Source organism: Bacteroides intestinalis DSM 17393, assembly GCF_000172175.1.
GTDB classification, from domain to species: Bacteria; Bacteroidota; Bacteroidia; order Bacteroidales; family Bacteroidaceae; genus Bacteroides; species Bacteroides intestinalis.
In genome coordinates, this window is record NZ_ABJL02000008.1 from 1,359,022 (window position 1) to 1,378,147 (window position 19,126).

9 protein-coding genes are annotated in these 19,126 nt (G+C 42.7%); 6 read left to right on the forward strand and 3 right to left on the reverse strand.

Annotated elements, in window-relative coordinates; genetic code table 11:
- Positions 1-10: 10 nt before the first annotated feature.
- On the reverse strand, positions 11-664 hold the full coding sequence (locus BACINT_RS14790; protein WP_007664434.1) for a LysE family translocator: 654 nt from the start codon (positions 662-664) through the stop codon (positions 11-13).
- A 546-nt stretch (positions 665-1,210) separates the two neighbouring features.
- Here BACINT_RS14790 and BACINT_RS14795 point away from each other — a divergent pair.
- The 5 genes from BACINT_RS14795 (at position 1,211) to BACINT_RS14815 (ending at position 12,551) form a co-directional block, all read left to right on the forward strand.
- Positions 1,211-3,298, forward strand: a complete 2,088-nt coding sequence (locus BACINT_RS14795; RefSeq protein ID WP_115501887.1) for an LruC domain-containing protein — start codon at positions 1,211-1,213, stop codon at positions 3,296-3,298.
- A 189-nt stretch (positions 3,299-3,487) separates the two neighbouring features.
- Positions 3,488-7,192 carry a phosphoribosylformylglycinamidine synthase gene (gene purL, locus BACINT_RS14800; protein ID WP_007664436.1) on the forward strand — a complete coding sequence of 1,235 codons (3,705 nt, stop codon included), beginning with the start codon at positions 3,488-3,490 and terminating at the stop codon, positions 7,190-7,192.
- Positions 7,193-7,378: 186 nt separating this feature from the next.
- Entirely contained in the window at positions 7,379-11,398 is a 4,020-nt protein-coding gene (locus tag BACINT_RS14805) for a hybrid sensor histidine kinase/response regulator transcription factor (protein WP_007664437.1), read from the forward strand.
- A 4-nt stretch (positions 11,399-11,402) separates the two neighbouring features.
- Positions 11,403-11,951 carry a chromate transporter gene (locus BACINT_RS14810; protein ID WP_007664438.1) on the forward strand — a complete coding sequence of 183 codons (549 nt, stop codon included), beginning with the start codon at positions 11,403-11,405 and terminating at the stop codon, positions 11,949-11,951.
- A 48-nt stretch (positions 11,952-11,999) separates the two neighbouring features.
- Positions 12,000-12,551, forward strand: a complete 552-nt coding sequence (locus BACINT_RS14815; protein WP_007664439.1) for a chromate transporter — start codon at positions 12,000-12,002, stop codon at positions 12,549-12,551.
- Between the two features lie 12 nt (positions 12,552-12,563).
- On the opposite strand, the gene BACINT_RS14820 is transcribed toward BACINT_RS14815, so the two are convergent.
- Positions 12,564-14,072: a glycoside hydrolase family 10 protein gene (locus BACINT_RS14820; protein ID WP_007664440.1), complete on the reverse strand. Its 1,509-nt coding sequence runs from the start codon at positions 14,070-14,072 to the stop codon at positions 12,564-12,566.
- A gap of 33 nt (positions 14,073-14,105) precedes the next feature.
- Positions 14,106-16,040, reverse strand: a complete 1,935-nt coding sequence (locus BACINT_RS14825) for a sensor histidine kinase (protein WP_044155287.1) — start codon at positions 16,038-16,040, stop codon at positions 14,106-14,108.
- 162 nt (positions 16,041-16,202) lie between these two features.
- Between BACINT_RS14825 and uvrA the strand changes: the two genes are divergently transcribed.
- Positions 16,203-18,980 carry an excinuclease ABC subunit UvrA gene (gene uvrA, locus BACINT_RS14830; protein WP_007664443.1) on the forward strand — a complete coding sequence of 926 codons (2,778 nt, stop codon included), beginning with the start codon at positions 16,203-16,205 and terminating at the stop codon, positions 18,978-18,980.
- Positions 18,981-19,126: the final 146 nt, after the last annotated feature.

The following is a 19,126-nucleotide window of genomic DNA, read 5'->3' on the forward strand; positions in this document are numbered from 1 at the left end:
ATGTTTCTTGTCAGTAAAGTGATTCGCCCATCAGCGTAAACACCAATCCAAACACAGACACAACAATGACAATGCCTCCGATGATACGGTTCAATATCCAGATGCCGCGCAGGTTGAACTGTGTACGGACTTTATTCACAAAGAAAGTAATACCGAACCACCACGCCAATGCTCCCAATGCAATAGCCAAGTATCCGGTGACTGCCTCAAACACCAGCACCCCTTCGCTGACAAAGGCAAAGCGTGCAAAGAGTCCGATAAACAGGAAAATAATAAGTGGATTGGATAGTGTGACGGCGAATGCCGTTATGAAGTTATGAAAATAAGAACCTTTATTAGTAGAAACAGGGCGAATGGACGAAACAGGATTACTACGGAACGTATAAATACCGAAAGCTAACAACATGATACTTCCGAACAACTGCAAATAAAAGATATTTTTATTGACGTAATCGAATACGAAACTCATTCCGTACCCTGTCAGCAGAGCGTAAGCAATGTCACTCAACGAGGCTCCCAGTCCTGTTATGAAACCATACCAACGCCCCTTATTCAACGTACGCTGAATGCACAGCACGCCGACAGGCCCCAACGGAGCAGACACAACTACCCCGATAATAAAGCCCTTCCATAATATATCGAATATGGTCCTTATTTCAATCATGGCTGCAAATATCGTACTTTTTTGTGAGACGAACCAATTGTGTTAACGTTTTTTCGACTGATTAGCATAAAACACCTAATACTTTACACTACTAAAGCGAAAAAGTGACAAATAACAGGCTATTCTTAGACAGACACGTTGTGCATGTTTAGAGGTGAAAAGTCTTTTATAAGAAAATGAATTTGCAAGTCGTTTTACAGAGAATGAAAATAGAGACATTTTAGTTTGACATTGTAAAAAACATGCATTTATTACGGAGATTTATTTAAACATAAAAGCTGATTATAGAATAGTTACTTGAGCACCGGTTAAAAGAGCGTACATAAAGTAGAATACAAGCGACTCTTAGCATCCTATTATTTTACATAAAAGCAATATGGAAAGTTCAGATAAATTTTATTTTAGAAGTCAAACAAAAGGATAATTCAGTACAGATATTATTAAATAACCAACTTAAAAGAATAAAAAGACAACTTTCAATAGCTTTATATCAAGATTTATATTATCTTTGTATCGTCAATTAATACAAACAGAAAAGACATGCTTATGAAAACAGCTCATCAATTAAGGAATCTCTTATTCATTACACTACTTGCACTTGCCAGTTGTATGAACAATGATGTATACAATCCTGACAGCAAACCAGACAATGAACCTGACAATGGAAATGTCACCGATCTTACTATTCCCTCAGATTTTCTATGGTCAACCACTGCCCAAGTTGCCGTTCACGTAACTATCGGCAATAATACGCCCCACACTTATACTATCTCCATCTACCCACAAGGAGCAGACGAGGAGAGTTTGCCTGTAGCCATTGGCACAGCCAGTTTCAACTACCCATATAACAAAGAAATCACACTACCTGCCAGCGATACGATAGTGGCCGTAACCCAAACATTACACTATACAGACGGTAGCCAAATGACATTGGAATGCAATGTCCCTATAGTCAACAAGAAAGCAACATTACATCTGGGAGAGTCCGGCAACACAGTCTCGTCCACCCGTTCTCCCAACATAACCACACGTAGTGATGATGACCTGGAAGATTGGAATAAAGCAAAAGAGTTAACAACTGACATCACAGAGATAAATAAGGGCGAAGAATACAAAGTTTCTACCGGGAACATGGTTAACTTGAATGATAACATCAACATTATGGAAGGCGGTAAAATTTATATTGCAGGAACATTAAACATTTCAGCAAAGAACGCATTTCAGAACCATAAAGATGCCAAATTTATCATCTTAAGCAAGGAACAGTCCAAAGGAGAAGCAGCGGGGATTCTTCAATGCTTTGGCGACTTCACTGTTAAGAATGAATTTGAAATAGAGAATTACGGTACAATGACAGTAAACGGAACACTCGCCATTGAAAATGGTGGTGAAATAGATAACTATGGATGCCTTCACGCCGAAAAAATAGAATTGGATGGTAACGGAAAGGATGACTCATTACTTGAAATAAAAGAAAGGGGATACGTTTTCTCCAAAACAATGTGGATGCAAAAAGCCACTTTAGAAATGGAAAAGAACTCTCTTTTAGAAATTGAGGAAACTTTAGAGTTAAAAAACGACTGTGAAATAGAGGGAGATGATGATGGCAAATGGGCGGTAGTCAAACTAACGGATGCAACAGTAATAAACGAACACAACGGTAAAACCCCACAAATTAAAAATAAAGTATTCATCGTATGCGACCACAACAATGGGGAAAAGCCGAAAAACATTTATTTGGAAGACGGTGCCCAATGGGGGAATACGAAAGCTGCTGCCAACGCAGGGGTGAAAACAACAGGCTCCGATTGTGCTCCCGCCTACAAACCGGAGGAAGGGGGTACCCCGGAAGAACCCGGTAATGATAAAGAATATACTTTAGGGCAGTATACCTACGCCTTTGAAGATCTGTGGCCCAACTTTGGCGATTACGACATGAATGATATTGTACTGGTTACCAAAGTTACACTAAAAGCTACAGCTAACTACGTAACCCAAGCCACACTGAAGTGTAAACTTGCCGCCATCGGAGCAAGCAAACGCATTTCCGCAGGAGTACAGTTGGACGAACTCACTGCCGGCGATATTAGCAGTATTCAATATGATACAAGTAATAACTTCACAGAAAATATGTTCAAAACCAATGCCAACGGCACTGAACAAGGACAAACTTTAGCAGTTATACCTCTGTTCGACCATGCGCATGCTTTTGCAGGTTATAACGGCACTCCCATCGTAGGTACCTATAAGGACGCTGAATTCAATCCTAAAGAATTCACCGTAACCATTCATTTCAAAGAGAACAGTGTGGAAGAATCCAAATTGGCTTTAAACAAATTGAACTTCTTCATCACTTGCAATGCAACACAAGGCAAACGTATGGAAATCCACCAGATCAATGGAAAAGCAACCGACTTGTTCGACACATCCGCCATTGGCGGAGTGGTTGCATCCCCCAATACCCCATTCAGGGCAAAGGGTAATTTCTGCTGGGTCATGATAATCCCCGGTGAATTCAGCTTCCCACTAGAGGGCAACAATCTCCGCCAATCTTTTGAGAATTTCGAGCTATGGATTGCCAATCCGGATTACGATTGGTACAACCATCCTTTCCCTGACAAAGTAAAACAATAAAGGATTCCCGATAAAAACGCATGCAAGCAAATCTGCATGCGTTTTTTATTTCCATTTCTTTCTCTCCCCCAACGATTTTATGTATCTTTGCGCCAAAGAAAAAAAGCCGGTATCTCCCGTAAGTGCTTCCTTGCCTTTTTCGGAGTACCTCAAGCATAAATCATAAATTATAAATCATAAATATTCAGTATGATTCTTTTTTTCAAGACCCCATCCAAGAGCGTGATAGCCGTAGAATGTGACCACGCACTCACCCAGGCAGAAAGCGACAAACTCTGCTGGCTTTTTGGAGAAGCCACCCCCGAAAGTGAAGACAACCTGAAAGGACATTTCGTTGGTCCGCGCCGCGAAATGATTACTCCTTGGAGTACGAATGCCGTAGAAATCACCCAGAACATGGGATTGAATGGCATTACCCGTATTGAAGAGTATTTCCCCGTAAAGGACGAAAACACCGACCGTGACCCGATGCTGCAACGCATGTACAAAGGTTTAGATCAGGATGTATTCACCACAAACCGTAAGCCGGAACCGATCGTCCATATCGAAGACCTGGAAGCTTACAATGAGAAAGAAGGTCTGGCACTCTCTAAAGAAGAGATGGACTACCTTAAGAAAGTAGAGCAAGACCTCGGACGTAAGTTGACAGACTCCGAAGTGTTTGGTTTCGCTCAAATCAACTCCGAGCACTGCCGTCACAAAATCTTCGGTGGAACGTTCATCATCGACGGTGTGGAACAAGAGTCTTCCCTCTTCCAGATGATTAAAAAGACCACTCAGGAAAATCCGAATAAGATTATTTCAGCCTACAAAGACAACGTAGCTTTTGCAGAAGGTCCGGTAGTTGAGCAGTTTGCTCCGGCAGATCACTCCAAGCCTGATTTCTTCCAGGTGAAAGATATACAGAGTGTTATCTCACTGAAAGCTGAAACACATAACTTCCCTACCACTGTGGAACCGTTCAACGGTGCTTCTACTGGTACAGGTGGTGAGATCCGTGACCGTATGGGCGGTGGTAAAGGTTCCTGGCCGATTGCCGGAACTGCTGTCTATATGACTTCTTATCCCCGCACGGACGAAGGACGTCCTTGGGAAGAAATATTGCCGGTACGCCAATGGCTGTACCAGACTCCGGAACAGATTCTGATCAAGGCATCCAATGGTGCCAGCGACTTCGGTAATAAGTTTGGCCAACCATTGATTTGCGGTTCGGTACTTACTTTTGAACATAAAGAGAACGACGAAGTTTATGGTTACGATAAAGTAATCATGCTCGCCGGTGGTGTAGGTTACGGTACAAAACGTGACTGCTTGAAGGGTGCTCCCGAAGCCGGAAACAAAGTCGTCGTGATCGGTGGTGACAATTATCGTATCGGTTTGGGAGGCGGCTCCGTATCTTCAGTAGATACCGGACGTTACAGCAGTGGTATTGAACTGAACGCCGTACAACGTGCCAACGCCGAAATGCAGAAACGTGCCTACAACGTAGTACGTGCCCTCTGCGAAGAAGAAACTAACCCGGTGGTGTCCATCCACGACCACGGTTCGGCAGGACACGTGAACTGTCTCTCCGAATTGGTGGAAGAATGTGGTGGTTTGATCGACATGAGCAAGTTACCCGTAGGTGACCAAACTTTGTCAGCTAAAGAAATCATCGCCAACGAAAGCCAGGAGCGCATGGGATTGCTGATTGAAGAAGAAGCCATCGAGCATGTACGTAAAGTAGCTGAACGCGAACGTGCTCCGATGTATGTGGTAGGTGAAACTACCGGCGACCATCGTTTTGCCTTCCAACAAGCTGACGGTGTACGTCCGTTCGACCTTGCCGTGGAACAGATGTTCGGTTCGTCTCCCAAGACTTACATGATAGACAAAACCGTAGAGCGTCACTACGAAATGCCAAAATACGAACAGTCCAAGTTGCATGAATACCTGACGAATGTATTGCAATTGGAAGCCGTTGCCTGCAAAGACTGGTTGACTAACAAAGTAGACCGTTCCGTAACAGGTAAGATTGCCCGCCAGCAATGCCAAGGCGAATTGCAGTTACCGCTGAGTGACTGCGGTGTGGTTGCCCTCGACTATCGTGGCGAAAAAGGTATCGCTACCTCATTGGGACATGCGCCACAAGCTGCATTGGCAGATCCGGCAGCCGGTTCGGTACTTTCTGTAAGCGAAGCGTTGACCAACCTTGTATGGGCTCCTATGGCTGAAGGAATGGACAGCATTTCCCTCTCTGCCAACTGGATGTGGCCTTGCCGCTCACAAGAGGGTGAAGATGCACGCCTCTACACCGCTGTAAAGGCATTAAGTGATTTCTGCTGTGCACTGCAAATCAACGTGCCTACCGGAAAAGACTCTCTCTCCATGACTCAGAAATATCCCGACGGTAGCAAGGTGATTGCTCCGGGAACCGTTATTGTTTCGGCAGGCGGTGAAGTATCCGACGTGAAGAAAGTTGTTTCTCCTGTACTGGTAAACAACGAAAAGACAACCATTTATCATATTGATTTCAGTTTCGATACATTGAAACTGGGTGGTTCGGCTTTTGCACAGTCATTGGGCAAAGTAGGTGACGAAGTACCTACCGTACAAGATGCCGAATATTTCCGCGATGCTTTCCTTGCTGTTCAGGAGTTGGTAAACAAAGGATTGATTCTTGCCGGACATGATATTTCTGCCGGAGGTTTGATTACAACTCTGCTTGAAATGTGTTTTGCTAATGTAGAAGGTGGTATGGAGATCAACCTCGACAAAATGAAAGAACACGATCTTGTGAAAATTTTGTTTTCCGAGAATCCGGGTATCGTGATCCAGGTAAGCGACAAGCACAAAGAAGAGGTTAAACAGATATTGGAAGATGCCGGTGTGGGTTATGTGAAAATCGGTAAGCCGACTGACGAACGCCACATCCTCGTATCCAAAGATGATGCTACTTACCAGTTCGGTATCGATTATATGCGTGATGTATGGTATTCTACTTCTTACCTACTCGACCGCAAACAATCTATGAACGGCTGCGCTAAAAAACGCTTCGAAAACTATAAGATGCAGCCTATGGAATTCGCTTTCATGCCTGATTTCAAAGGTAAACTCTCTCAATACGGTATTGATCCGGACCGTCGTACCCCGACAGGTATCCGTGCAGCAATTATCCGCGAGAAGGGTACGAATGGCGAACGCGAAATGGCCTACTCACTGTATCTGGCAGGATTCGATGTGAAAGACGTTACAATGACCGACCTTATCAGCGGACGCGAGACACTGGAAGATGTGAACATGATTGTTTACTGCGGTGGTTTCTCCAACTCCGACGTACTGGGTTCTGCCAAAGGTTGGGCAGGTGCTTTCCTCTTCAACCCGAAAGCTAAAGAAGCTCTCGACAAATATTACGCTCGTGAAGATACACTTTCACTGGGTGTTTGTAATGGCTGTCAGTTGATGATGGAACTGAACCTCATTAACCCGGAACACAAGAAGAATGGCAAGATGCTTCACAACGAATCTCATAAATTCGAATCCAGATTCCTGGGACTTACTATTCCTACAAACCGCAGTGTAATGTTCGGTTCGCTAAGCGGAAGCAAACTCGGTATCTGGGTAGCCCATGGAGAAGGTAAATTCTCTTTGCCTTACGATGAAGATAAATACAACGTAGTGGCTAAATATAGTTATGATGAATATCCTGCCAATCCGAATGGTTCGGACTACTCCATTGCTGCAATAGCAAGTTCCGACGGACGTCATTTGGCTATCATGCCTCACTTGGAGCGTTCCATATTCCCATGGCAGAACGGTTGTTATCCTGCCGACCGCCTGCACAGTGATCAAATTACTCCATGGATGGAAGCCTTCGTCAATGCACGTAAATGGGTAGAAGAAAAGACAAAGTAGTTCTGACTACAATTTATAAGTGATGTACAGGCGCAGGTTATAATATACAACTTGCGCCTGTTTTCGTCTAAACAATACGAGGTATCGGACACTATTCTTCTACATTCGTTTTGCTTTTATCAAACAAAATGCATATTTTTGCGTTAATTTCACAAAAGCTTCCAACAACAAACGACCGTAACTGTTATGAGAAAACTCGTCCTTTTCTTTGTATTCACATATTTTTCTGCCCTATGCATCGCCCAAACATATAAATATCTCGGCGTAGAAGATGGCTTAAGTAACCGTAGGGTATACGCCATCCAGAAAGGGCCAAAAGGTTATATGTGGTTTCTTACGCATAATGGCATCGACCGCTATGACGGAAAAAACTTCAAGCAATACCGGCTTATAGACAGTGAAATAGAGGTCAATTCTATGTTAAATCTGAGTTGGCTCTATGTTGGCACGGATGGAACACTTTGGGAAATAGGTAAGAAAGGAAGAGTATTCCGCTATGATGCCAAACATGACCGCTTCCAGTTAGTATACAAATTACCGGATGAAGTGGTAAAAGGAAATCCGACTCCTGTAAGTTACGGCTTTATCGACAGTAATAACATTGTATGGCTCTGCAATGAAGAAGCGCTATACCTCTATGATGTCGACACCGGCAAAACCAGCGTTATCAAAAATCATATTGGTGAAAGTATCACGGATATCGAACAGATTGATTCTGAACATTACTTCATCGGTACGGATGTCGGTATACATCATGCCGAATTAAAAGACAACGTTCTCAATCTTTCTCCTTGTCATTGGCTGGATAACCTGAAAATGCAAGTCAACGAACTATATTTTCATAAAGAAAGTCGTAAACTCTTTATCGGTACCTTCCAAAAAGGTCTTTATTTGTACGACATGAACATCCATCAAGCTATCAAGCTCAATGCCGGTTTGGAAGATGTCAGTATTACCCGTATAAAAGCTTTCAACGATAAGGAAATATTGATAGCCACTGATGGTGCAGGCGTATATAAAATGAATGTGGATAGCTACAAGTGCGATCCTTACATTGTAGCGGACTATAACAGTTATAACGCCATGAACGGCAACAGTATCTATGATCTCTATGTTGATGGTGACCGTATCTGGATGGCTAATTATCCTATCGGCATCACGGTACGCAATAATCAATACGCCAGTTATCAATGGATTAAACATTCTATTGGCAATAGGCAATCACTTGTTAATGATCAGGTAAATGCGATCATTGAAGATCACGAGGGTGACTTATGGTTCGCTACCAACAACGGTATCAGCCTGTACTCCACTCAAACCAAGCAATGGTACTCGTTCCTCAGCGTATTCGATAATGGGAATGTTACTAAGAATCATGTTTTTATTTCTTTATGTGAGGTTTCACCGGGTATTATTTGGGCAGGCGGATACAGTTCAGGCATTTATCAAATCAACAAAAAACAAATGAAAGCGGAATTCTTCACTCCTTCTACATTTAGTGACAGTGATATCCGCCCAGACAAATATATACGTTCTATTATGAAAGATTCTGCCGGCAACATCTGGTCCGGCGGCTATTACAATCTAAAACAAATTGATATTTCACGTAAGAACATACGTGCATATCCGGGACTGAACGGCATTACGGACATTATAGAAAAGGACGAGAAACATATGTGGATAGGTACTGCCACAGGTCTGTATTTATTAGATAAAGAGAGCGGTGAATTTCAATATATATCAATGCCGATAGAATCTTTTTATATCAATGCACTTTACCAATCGGACAACGGTTTGCTATATATAGGAACCAGTAATTCTGGACTACTCATTTATGATTATGAGAACAAATCGTTCGAGCACTTTCATAAAGATAATTGCCCTTTGATTTCCAACAATATATATACGATTCTTTCAGATGAAGACCAAAGTATTCTGTTGAGTACCGAAAACAGTCTGACAAGTTACTATCCAAGTGAAAAAGTATTCCATAACTGGACTAAGGAGCAAGGATTGAAAAGTGACCATTTCAATTCTGCATCAGGTGTATTGCGGAAGAATGGAAACTTCATTCTCGGAAGTACGGACGGAGCTATAGAATTTCATAAAGACATGATGATTCCACGAAATTACAAATTTCAAATGATATTCAGCGATTTACGTGTATTCTATCAGACCGTTTACCCTGGTGACGAAGGCTCACCGCTGGAGGTTGACATAGATGAAACCAAAGTATTGAAACTAAAATATAATCAGAATATATTCTCTTTGCGAATATCTTCCATTAACTATGATTACCCGTCTCTGATTTTGTATTCCTGGAAATTGGAAGGCTTTTATGACGGATGGAGCCGTCCTGAAAAAGACTGTTTGATCCGATTCACTAACCTAAATCCCGGAAAGTATACACTACGGGTACGTGCCATTTCCAGTGAAGACAGGCGAATCGTTCTTGAAGAACGTGACATGGATATTATGATAGAACAACCAATATGGCTCAGCATCTGGGCTTTATTACTTTATGCTCTTGTTATTGCAGCAATTGTTACTATAACTTTACGTGTCATCATCTTACGTAAACAACGAAAAACTTCGGATGAAAAGATACGCTTCTTTATCAATACAGCGCACGATATCCGTACTCCGTTAACATTGATCAAAGCTCCTTTGGAAGAACTCAGCGAAAAGGAAGATCTGACACCAGGCGGACGTAGTAATATGAATACTGCCATACGAAATGTGAATGCCCTGCTGCGTCTTACGACTAACCTAATCAACTTTGAACGTGCAGATACTTATTCCAGTGCTTTGTATGTATCAGAATACGAACTGAGTACATATATGGAAGAAATGATCAATGCTTTCCGGGCTTATGCAGATGTCAAACGTGTCAGCCTGACATACGAAAGCAACTTCCGCTATATGAATGTCTGGCTCGACAAAGATAAAATGGACTCTATTCTGAAGAATTTGATTTCCAATGCTTTGAAATATACACCGGAAGGTGGTAGCGTACATATTTTTACAGCTGAAACTGAAGATAACTGGAGCGTTGAAGTAAAGGATACGGGTATCGGCATTCCGGCTTCCGAACAAAAAAAGCTCTTCAGAATGCATTTTCGGGGTAGTAATGCCATAAACTCAAAGGTTACAGGCAGTGGTATCGGCCTGCTATTAGTATGGAAGCTCGTCCGTCTGCATAAAGGTAAAATTAACTTCAGCAGTACGGAGGGTAAAGGTTCCTGCATTAAGGTTATATTCCCGAAAAAAGAAAAATATTATCGCAAAGCCGTTCACAGTCCGAAACCGGGAAGTGAGAAAGTGGTTTATGCAGAATCAGGTGTACCTAAGAATATTTCTTTAAGTACGGTTTACGATACTGCCAGACAGAGACAACAACAGAACGACGATCTCCCTAAAATCTTAATCGTAGAGGATAATGACGAACTGAGAGAGTATTTGCGCAATACACTGTCGGATGATTATACCATACAAGTATGCAGTGACGGTAAGCAGGCACTTGACATCGTTAAAGAATACATGCCTAATATGATCATTTCGGATATCATGATGCCCGAAATGCGTGGAGATGAATTGTGTCACAAGTTGAAGAATGATATTGAAACATCACATATCCCTATCATATTACTTACAGCACTGAATAATGATAGAAATATCATTGAAGGATTGAAGACAGGAGCAGACGAATACATCGTGAAACCATTTAATATTGGAATTCTTCGTGCTACGATAGCTAATATCCTTACTAACCGTTCCTTATTACGCCATAAATATGCCAATCTGGAACTGAACGATGAAGAGAGTGACACAGCTTGCATCAACTGTTCCACCGATATTGACTGGAAATTTATTTCTACTGTCAAGAAGAGTGTGGAAGACAATATGGATAATAGTTCCTTTACAGTTGACGTACTCTGTAACTTACTGAATATGAGTCGCACCAGCTTTTATAACAAAATAAAAGCTCTGACTGACCAAGCCCCGGCAGATTATATCCGACTGATACGCCTGAAACGTGCCGCCCAGTTACTGAAAGAGCAACAACACAGTATAACTGAGGTTGCCGAAATGACGGGATTTAGTGATGCAAAGTACTTCCGTGAAGTATTTAAAAAGCATTTTAACGTCAGCCCAAGCCAATATGCGAAACAGAAAGAAGAAGATAATAATGGTAAGATGATATAATAACATGAATATTTACTTCGAGGCATTCGGCCTCTTTTCTAAGATAGGACTCTTTACTATAGGAGGCGGCTATGCTATGGTGCCATTGATAGAAGAAGAGATTGTAGATAAACGGAAATGGATTGCCAAAGACGATTTCATTGACTTACTTGCTATTTCCCAATCAACCCCCGGCATTCTTGCAGTCAACATTTCTATTTTCATCGGATATAAGCTAAGGGGAATTCGCGGAAGTATAGTTACCACTTTAGGTACTATATTACCGTCATTCTTCATAATTCTTGCCATTGCGTTATTCTTCCATAACTTCAAAGACAATGTCATTGTTGAACGTATCTTTAAAGGTATTCGTCCGGCAGTGGTTGCATTGATCGCCGCTCCTACATTCAGTATGGCAAAATCAGCCAAGGTAAACCGATACAATATCTGGATACCCGTCGTGTCAGCATTGGTCATCTGGTTACTGAACTTCTCCCCTATTTGGGTAATTATCATTGCCGGTGTGGGAGGATACTTGTACGGACAATTGCGTCGTCCGAAAGTTGAAAGTTGAAAGTTGGCTGCGTATCATAAATCATAAATTATAAATCATAATTCTCCCATGCTTTATTTACAGTTATTCTATACATTCTTCAAAATCGGTTTGTTTGGCTTTGGTGGCGGATATGCCATGCTTTCTATGATACAGGGTGAAGTGGTCACCCGCTATGGCTGGTTGACATCACAAGAATTTACGGATATTGTGGCTATCAGTCAAATGACGCCCGGACCTATCGGAATCAATTCGGCAACGTATGTAGGTTTCACAGCTACCGGAAGTGTATGGGGCTCTATCATTGCTACTCTTGCAGTGGTGCTTCCCTCATTCATATTGATGTTAGCCATCAGTAAATTCTTCCTGAAATATCAGAAACATCCGGTTGTAGAAGCCGTATTCAGTGGATTGCGTCCAGCAGTGGTCGGATTGCTGGCATCAGCAGCATTGGTCTTGATGAACGCAGAAAACTTCAGTTCACCTAAAGAAGATATGTACTCGTTTATTATTAGCTGCCTCATTTTCCTAGTAGCCTTTGTAGGAACCAGGAAATATAAAATCAATCCTATACTAATGATTGTAGCTTGCGGAATAGCAGGGCTTATATTATATCAATAAAAAAGGTGAAGCTTATAGCTTCACCTTTTTTGCAACTGTTTTCGATTCATTATGCAGTCGGTCGAGTGCCGTCACCACATAACGATATTTTGTTTTCCCATTCTCATACGGCAATTTATAAAAATTATCGCGCGTAATAGCTACGATATGGGAAGGATCACTGATATCCACTTTCTCTTTTGCACCGAAGCGGTAAATCACATATTGAACAGCACGGTTCATTTCATCTTTGTACTTCGGGGCTGTCCAGAACAAAAGATACCCATCTGCTGTCCACACTGGTTTTACCTTACGCACTTTGTCAGGTGCTTCATTATCCATGAAATCGAATACCGGCGGTAAAGCAGGATATTTATGATATTCAGCAATCAAAGCATCGCGATATTTCCCCGCATTTTCCACCACTGCGCTGGCAGGCCACTGACAGCTTCCGCCAATTGTCTGATAAGCACGCTGCAATGCCATCTTGCGGGGAAGTTGGTTCATAGAGGGGTTTTGCGGATCAGCATTCTGTACTGTATTCATCACTGATTGCCCGATAAACAAAGGACGGTTCTCCGTATGCTTTGCCCACCATTTCACCAATGTTTCATAATCAGCTGCCGGATGGCCAATATGCCAATATATTTGCGGAATGTTATAGTCCACCCAGCCTTCACGAGCCCAAAGAAGCACATCGGCATAAAGGTCATCATAGTTCTGTAATCCATTGGTCTTGCTACCCAGCGGATCACTCTTCTCATTACGATAGATACCGAAAGGAGATACACCAAATTTAACCCAGGGTTTCACCTCGCGTACCGTCTCATGTATTTTCTTTATCAACACATTGACATTGCTGCGCCGCCAGTCTGCTTTATTAGAAAAGCCACCACCGTAACGGGCAAAGCTGGCATCATCCGGAAAGTCCACTCCCGGTTTAGGATAAGGATAGAAATAATCATCCATATGGATAGCATCCACATCATAGCGGGAAACAATATCCATTACCACCATACAGATATGACGACGGCTTTCCGGTAATGCCGGATCAAAATACAATTGGTCACCATAGGTCACAAACCACTCGGGATGGATATTATAAACATGATTCGGAGCCAATTCATTCTTTAGCGAGGTCTTCACGCGATAGGGGTTGATCCACGCATGAAATTCCATGCCTCGCTTATGGCATTCTTCAATCATAAACTCCATAGGATCCCAGTAAGGATTAGGAGCTTTTCCCTGTACACCTGTCAGAAAACGACTCCACGGTTCCAGCTTGGAAGCATAAAGAGCATCAGCCTCAGGACGTACCTGAAAAATGATTGCATTGATACCTGCCCCTTGCAAAGAATTCAACTGGTCAAGCAAGGTTTGTTTCAACTTCTCGGTAGGAATTCCACGAAACTGTCCGTTGACAGCCTGAATCCAGGCTGCGCGAAATTCACGTTTGGGATATCTTTCGGGTTGCGGAGATTGTGCCGCCACTGCTAAAGAAAAGAGCAGGGCGCATATGCACAAAAGAGTTTTTACTTTCATTCTTTATAAATCTGATTAAGGGTTGTTTATTAATTATGCAGGCCATTCTACTACCATACGGGTACCGCCTGTGTAAGATGTATCCAGATAGATTTTGCCATCAACAATGTCCATTACCTGGCGGGCTATGGAAAGTCCCAATCCTGTACCAGGCCTAAAAGTATCTATTTTAAAGAAACGTTCGAAAATAGTATCCTGATATTGCGGGTCAATACCTATACCCGTATCCTCTATAACAAAACGAATGATACTATTCGCTTTATCTTCCTCACACAGTAGACGAATGACTCCTTGCTCGGTAAACTTCTCGGCATTGTCCAACAACAAAGCCAGGACACGCTTCATCCAGGTACGCACAGTCAGGATTACAGGATCATCAGGAGATGGAACCCACTGCAATTCCACACCGTCATTTTGTTTGCCTCCAAATTCATCTATACATTCAAGACAACAAGCGTTGACATCCACAACTTCTTTAGGCATATCTGCCGTCTGAGAGTCCATGTCAGCTATGTCAATAATATTATCAATCAATCCCAGCAAATAAGCACTATTCTTCTCCACCTGACCAGAGTATTCACGAGCATCTTCCACATCCAGTCCTTCCTCAGCAAGCAAAGCAGAAAAGCCTACTACAGAATTAAGCGGTGTACGCAACTCATGCGTAACATGCTGGATGAATGAACTCTTGATACGGCTCATCTTCTGCAATTCCTTACGGGCAACATCCAATTTCCGGTTCATAGATAAAGTGCGAACATAGAGGTAAGTAACCAGCAGAAGTAATATAAATATCAGGCAACCGGCAATAGATACCGTAATAAGCCGTTCACGACTCATTCTTTCACTCAATTCCAATTTTTCCATCTTCAGGCGGTCCACTTCAAACTGGGCAGTGTATTTGTTCAGTTGTTCATCCATTTCTGCCGTACGTACAGAATCATTCAATTGAGAGTATTCTGCAAAAGCACGGCATGCCTCCTTATAGTGACCTACTTGTTCCAGCATAATGGCTTTCTGCCTATAATTTCCAGGGTAATAATTACCGATCGAACATTGGTAATCAATTAAAGAATCCATATAAACCACAGCATTACTTATATCTCCCAGGATCTGGTTGCACATTATTTTGTAACCAAACCATCCTTCTTGTGAAATATCTCCTTTATGTTTGAAATAATAAGCATTCGTCTCACGAACGTAAGGTTCCGCTGCCTTCGCTCCTTTCACCCCTAAGACAGCGATAACACGAAACTGATAAAAACGCATGTATAGCGCTTCTCCTATAGATATTTTTTTCTCTTCTATTGTTTTTTCCAACTGTTCCAAACGATCCAAATAAGGCAAAGCCTCATTATACGACTGACGTGCCAGATGAGTTTGAATGATATTAAGAGAAACGACGTAAGCGTCACGGTAGTATTTTCCTTCCTCAAAATGTTTTAAGGCATTATCATAATATTCAATACAGAGCTTTATATTCTGCCCAAACACACGGTGGTTATAGCCTATACACATCTCCCCAGATGCCATGCCATATTTATCTTTCCTCTGTTCAGCATCTTTACATAGCAATTCTGTCTCTTTCATCGCCTCTTCCTGCATGCCCTTTTCAGTCATCCGCTGAATATATTGCCTCCATGCCTGGTAGCGATCCGTATTGCGATGACAACGGTCCGCCCAATCCATATATTCATAAGTCATCAGACGCAGGCTATCCGTATCACCCAACTCATAATAATGATTTGTAATGATGGCATAAGCATCACTGATATTTGCCGTATCTTTCCGTGCTTTTGCCAGTTCCAGAAAGTGCATGCCCAAAGGTAGAAAATTCGGCTTGCCACTAGCTTTCCGCACACTATCGGCAAGTGATTTCAGATCAACAGTCTCTTGTCCTGTAATTGTCTCGACACAAGAGAACAAGCATACCAAAATGGCACACAAGCATATCCGAGGGTATCGCATAGGGATGATTCGTTTAAAAATGCGCATAAAAATAGCTCTTTTCCTGCTGGTATATCAGCAACTATTTAAAAGTATAACAAATCTTAACCTGCCAATCATTATACATATTTGAACCGCAGTGATTATCTTTGCAAACTGATATTCACTATAGTGACTCTGATTATGATAAAAAACAACTCCATACTTATCAAAGGCGCACGCGTCAACAACCTGAAAAATATAGACGTAGAAATACCCAGAAACAAACTTGTCGTTATCACCGGACTATCCGGTTCCGGTAAATCATCCCTGGCATTCGACACGCTATATGCAGAAGGACAACGTCGTTATGTAGAAAGCCTGAGCAGTTATGCCCGCCAGTTCCTGGGACGTATGAGCAAGCCGGAATGTGACTTTATTAAAGGAATTCCGCCAGCTATTGCCATAGAACAGAAGGTGAGTAGTCGCAACCCACGATCTACCGTCGGTACCTCTACCGAAATTTACGAATACCTGCGTTTACTGTATGCACGCATCGGACGGACATTCAGTCCCATCAGCGGAGAGGAAGTAAAAAAACATTCCACAGAAGATATCGTAAACTGTATGTTGGGATATCCGGAGGGAACAAGATACACCGTACTGGCTCCGATATTACTTCGAGAAGACCGAACGATGAAGCAACAATTAGATATCGATATGAAACAAGGTTTCAACCGTCTGGAAGTAAACGGAGAAATGGTTCGTATCGACGAATACGAACCTAAAAAAGAAGATACTGTTTTCTTATTGATAGACCGTATGGTAGCATCTAAAGAGAAAGATGCAATCAGCCGGTTAACAGATTCTGCCGAGACAGCCATGTACGAAGGTGACGGTGCTTGCCTGCTGCGATTCTATCAACCTGACGGAACAACCAGCCTATACCGCTTCAGCACTAAATTCGAGGCAGACGGCATTACTTTTGAGGAGCCCAGCGACCAGATGTTTTCTTTCAATTCCCCTATTGGTGCATGTCCTGAGTGTGAGGGCTTCGGCAAAGTAATCGGCATTGATGAACACTTGGTAATACCCAACCGCTCATTATCCGTATACGACGGTGCCGTGGTATGTTGGCGCGGTGAAGTGATGGGCGAATGGAAAGACATGGTGATACGCGGTGCCGAAAAAGTCGGTTTCCCGATCTTCACCCCCTACTTTGAACTTACAAACGAACAGCGCCGCATGTTATGGGAAGGCACCCCTTACTTCCAAGGAATCAATGCTTTCTTCAAGATGGTACAGGAAAATCAGTACAAAATACAATACCGCGTGATGTTGGCACGCTATCGTGGCAAAACGCTTTGTCCAAAGTGCCACGGTACCCGTCTGAAGCCCGAAGCCAGCTATGTACGGGTAGGCGGACGAAATATCTCCGAACTTGTGGACTTGCCGATTACGGAACTGAAAACTTTCTTCGATAACCTTCAACTGGATAAGCATGATACGGATGTTGCCACCCGTATCCTAACGGAAATCAACAGTCGCATCCGCTTCCTTCTCGATGTAGGATTGGGATATCTGACATTAAACCGCCTCAGCAATTCGCTTTCCGGTGGTGAAAGTCAACGCATCAATCTCGCCACTTCATTAGGCAGTAGCCTGGTTGGCTCACTCTACATTCTTGATGAACCAAGTATCGGGTTGCATAGCCGCGATACAGATAAGCTGATCCATGTATTACGTCAATTACAACAATTGGGTAATACGGTTGTCATCGTGGAGCATGACGAGGAAATTATCCGTGCAGCAGATTACATTATAGATATCGGACCAAAAGCCGGACGTCTGGGCGGACAAGTTGTCTACCAGGGAGATATGAAAGATTTGCAACCGAATAGTGATAGTTACACAGTACGTTATCTGCTGGGAGAAGAAGAAATTCCCGTTCCGGAACACCGTCGTCCATGGAATAATTACATAGAACTGACCGGAGCCCGCGAGAATAACCTGAAAGGAGTAAACGTACGTTTCCCGCTAAACGTGATGACCGTAGTAACTGGAGTCAGCGGTTCCGGTAAGAGTACTCTGGTACGTGACATTTTCTTCCGTGCCCTGAAGCGCGAACTGGACGAATGCAGTGAACGCCCGGGTGAATTCGCTTCTATCGGTGGTGACCTGCAAAATCTACGGAACGTAGAATTTGTAGACCAGAACCCCATTGGTAAATCCAGTCGTTCGAATCCCGTGACATATATCAAAGCTTACGATGAAATTCGTAAATTATGGGCAGAACAACCGCTTGCCAAGCAAATGGGATACACCGCTGGTTACTTCTCATTCAACAGTGAAGGCGGACGTTGCGAAGAGTGTAAAGGTGACGGAACCATCACAGTAGAAATGCAATTCATGGCCGACTTGGTTCTGGAATGTGAAACCTGCCACGGCAAACGCTTCAAAGCAGATACATTGGAAGTAAAGTTCCATGATGCCAATATATATGATGTACTGGAAATGACCGTAAACCAGGCCGTGGAGTTTTTCAACAAACACGGACAAAAGAAGATTGTGAAGAAACTTGCTCCACTGCAAGATGTGGGATTGGGATACATCAAACTGGGACAATCTTCCTCCACCCTTTCAGGTGGTGAAAATCAACGTGTGAAACTGGCTTACTACCTCAGTCAGGAGAAAGCAGATCCCACCCTGTTTATCTTTGATGAACCGACCACGGGATTGCACTTCCATGACATCCGTAAACTGCTGGAAGCATTCGATGCATTGATATTACGTGGACACTCCATTGTAATCATTGAACACAACATGGATGTTATCAAATGTGCCGACTACGTGATAGACCTCGGACCGGAAGGCGGTAATAAAGGTGGAAATCTGGTGGCGGCAGGTACACCGGAGGAAGTAGCGCGATGTGCAGAAAGCTATACGGGTCAATTCCTGCAAGAGAAATTACACATGAAATAATAGAAAGAAAATCATCTCATGAGACGATTTATTTTGTCTCGTAAGATGAAAATATCCGTCCCATGAGATAAAAAAAATCGTCCCACAAGACTATTAATATGATCTCATGGGACGGTTTATAAAATCCGCCAAGCGGAAGAAAACTC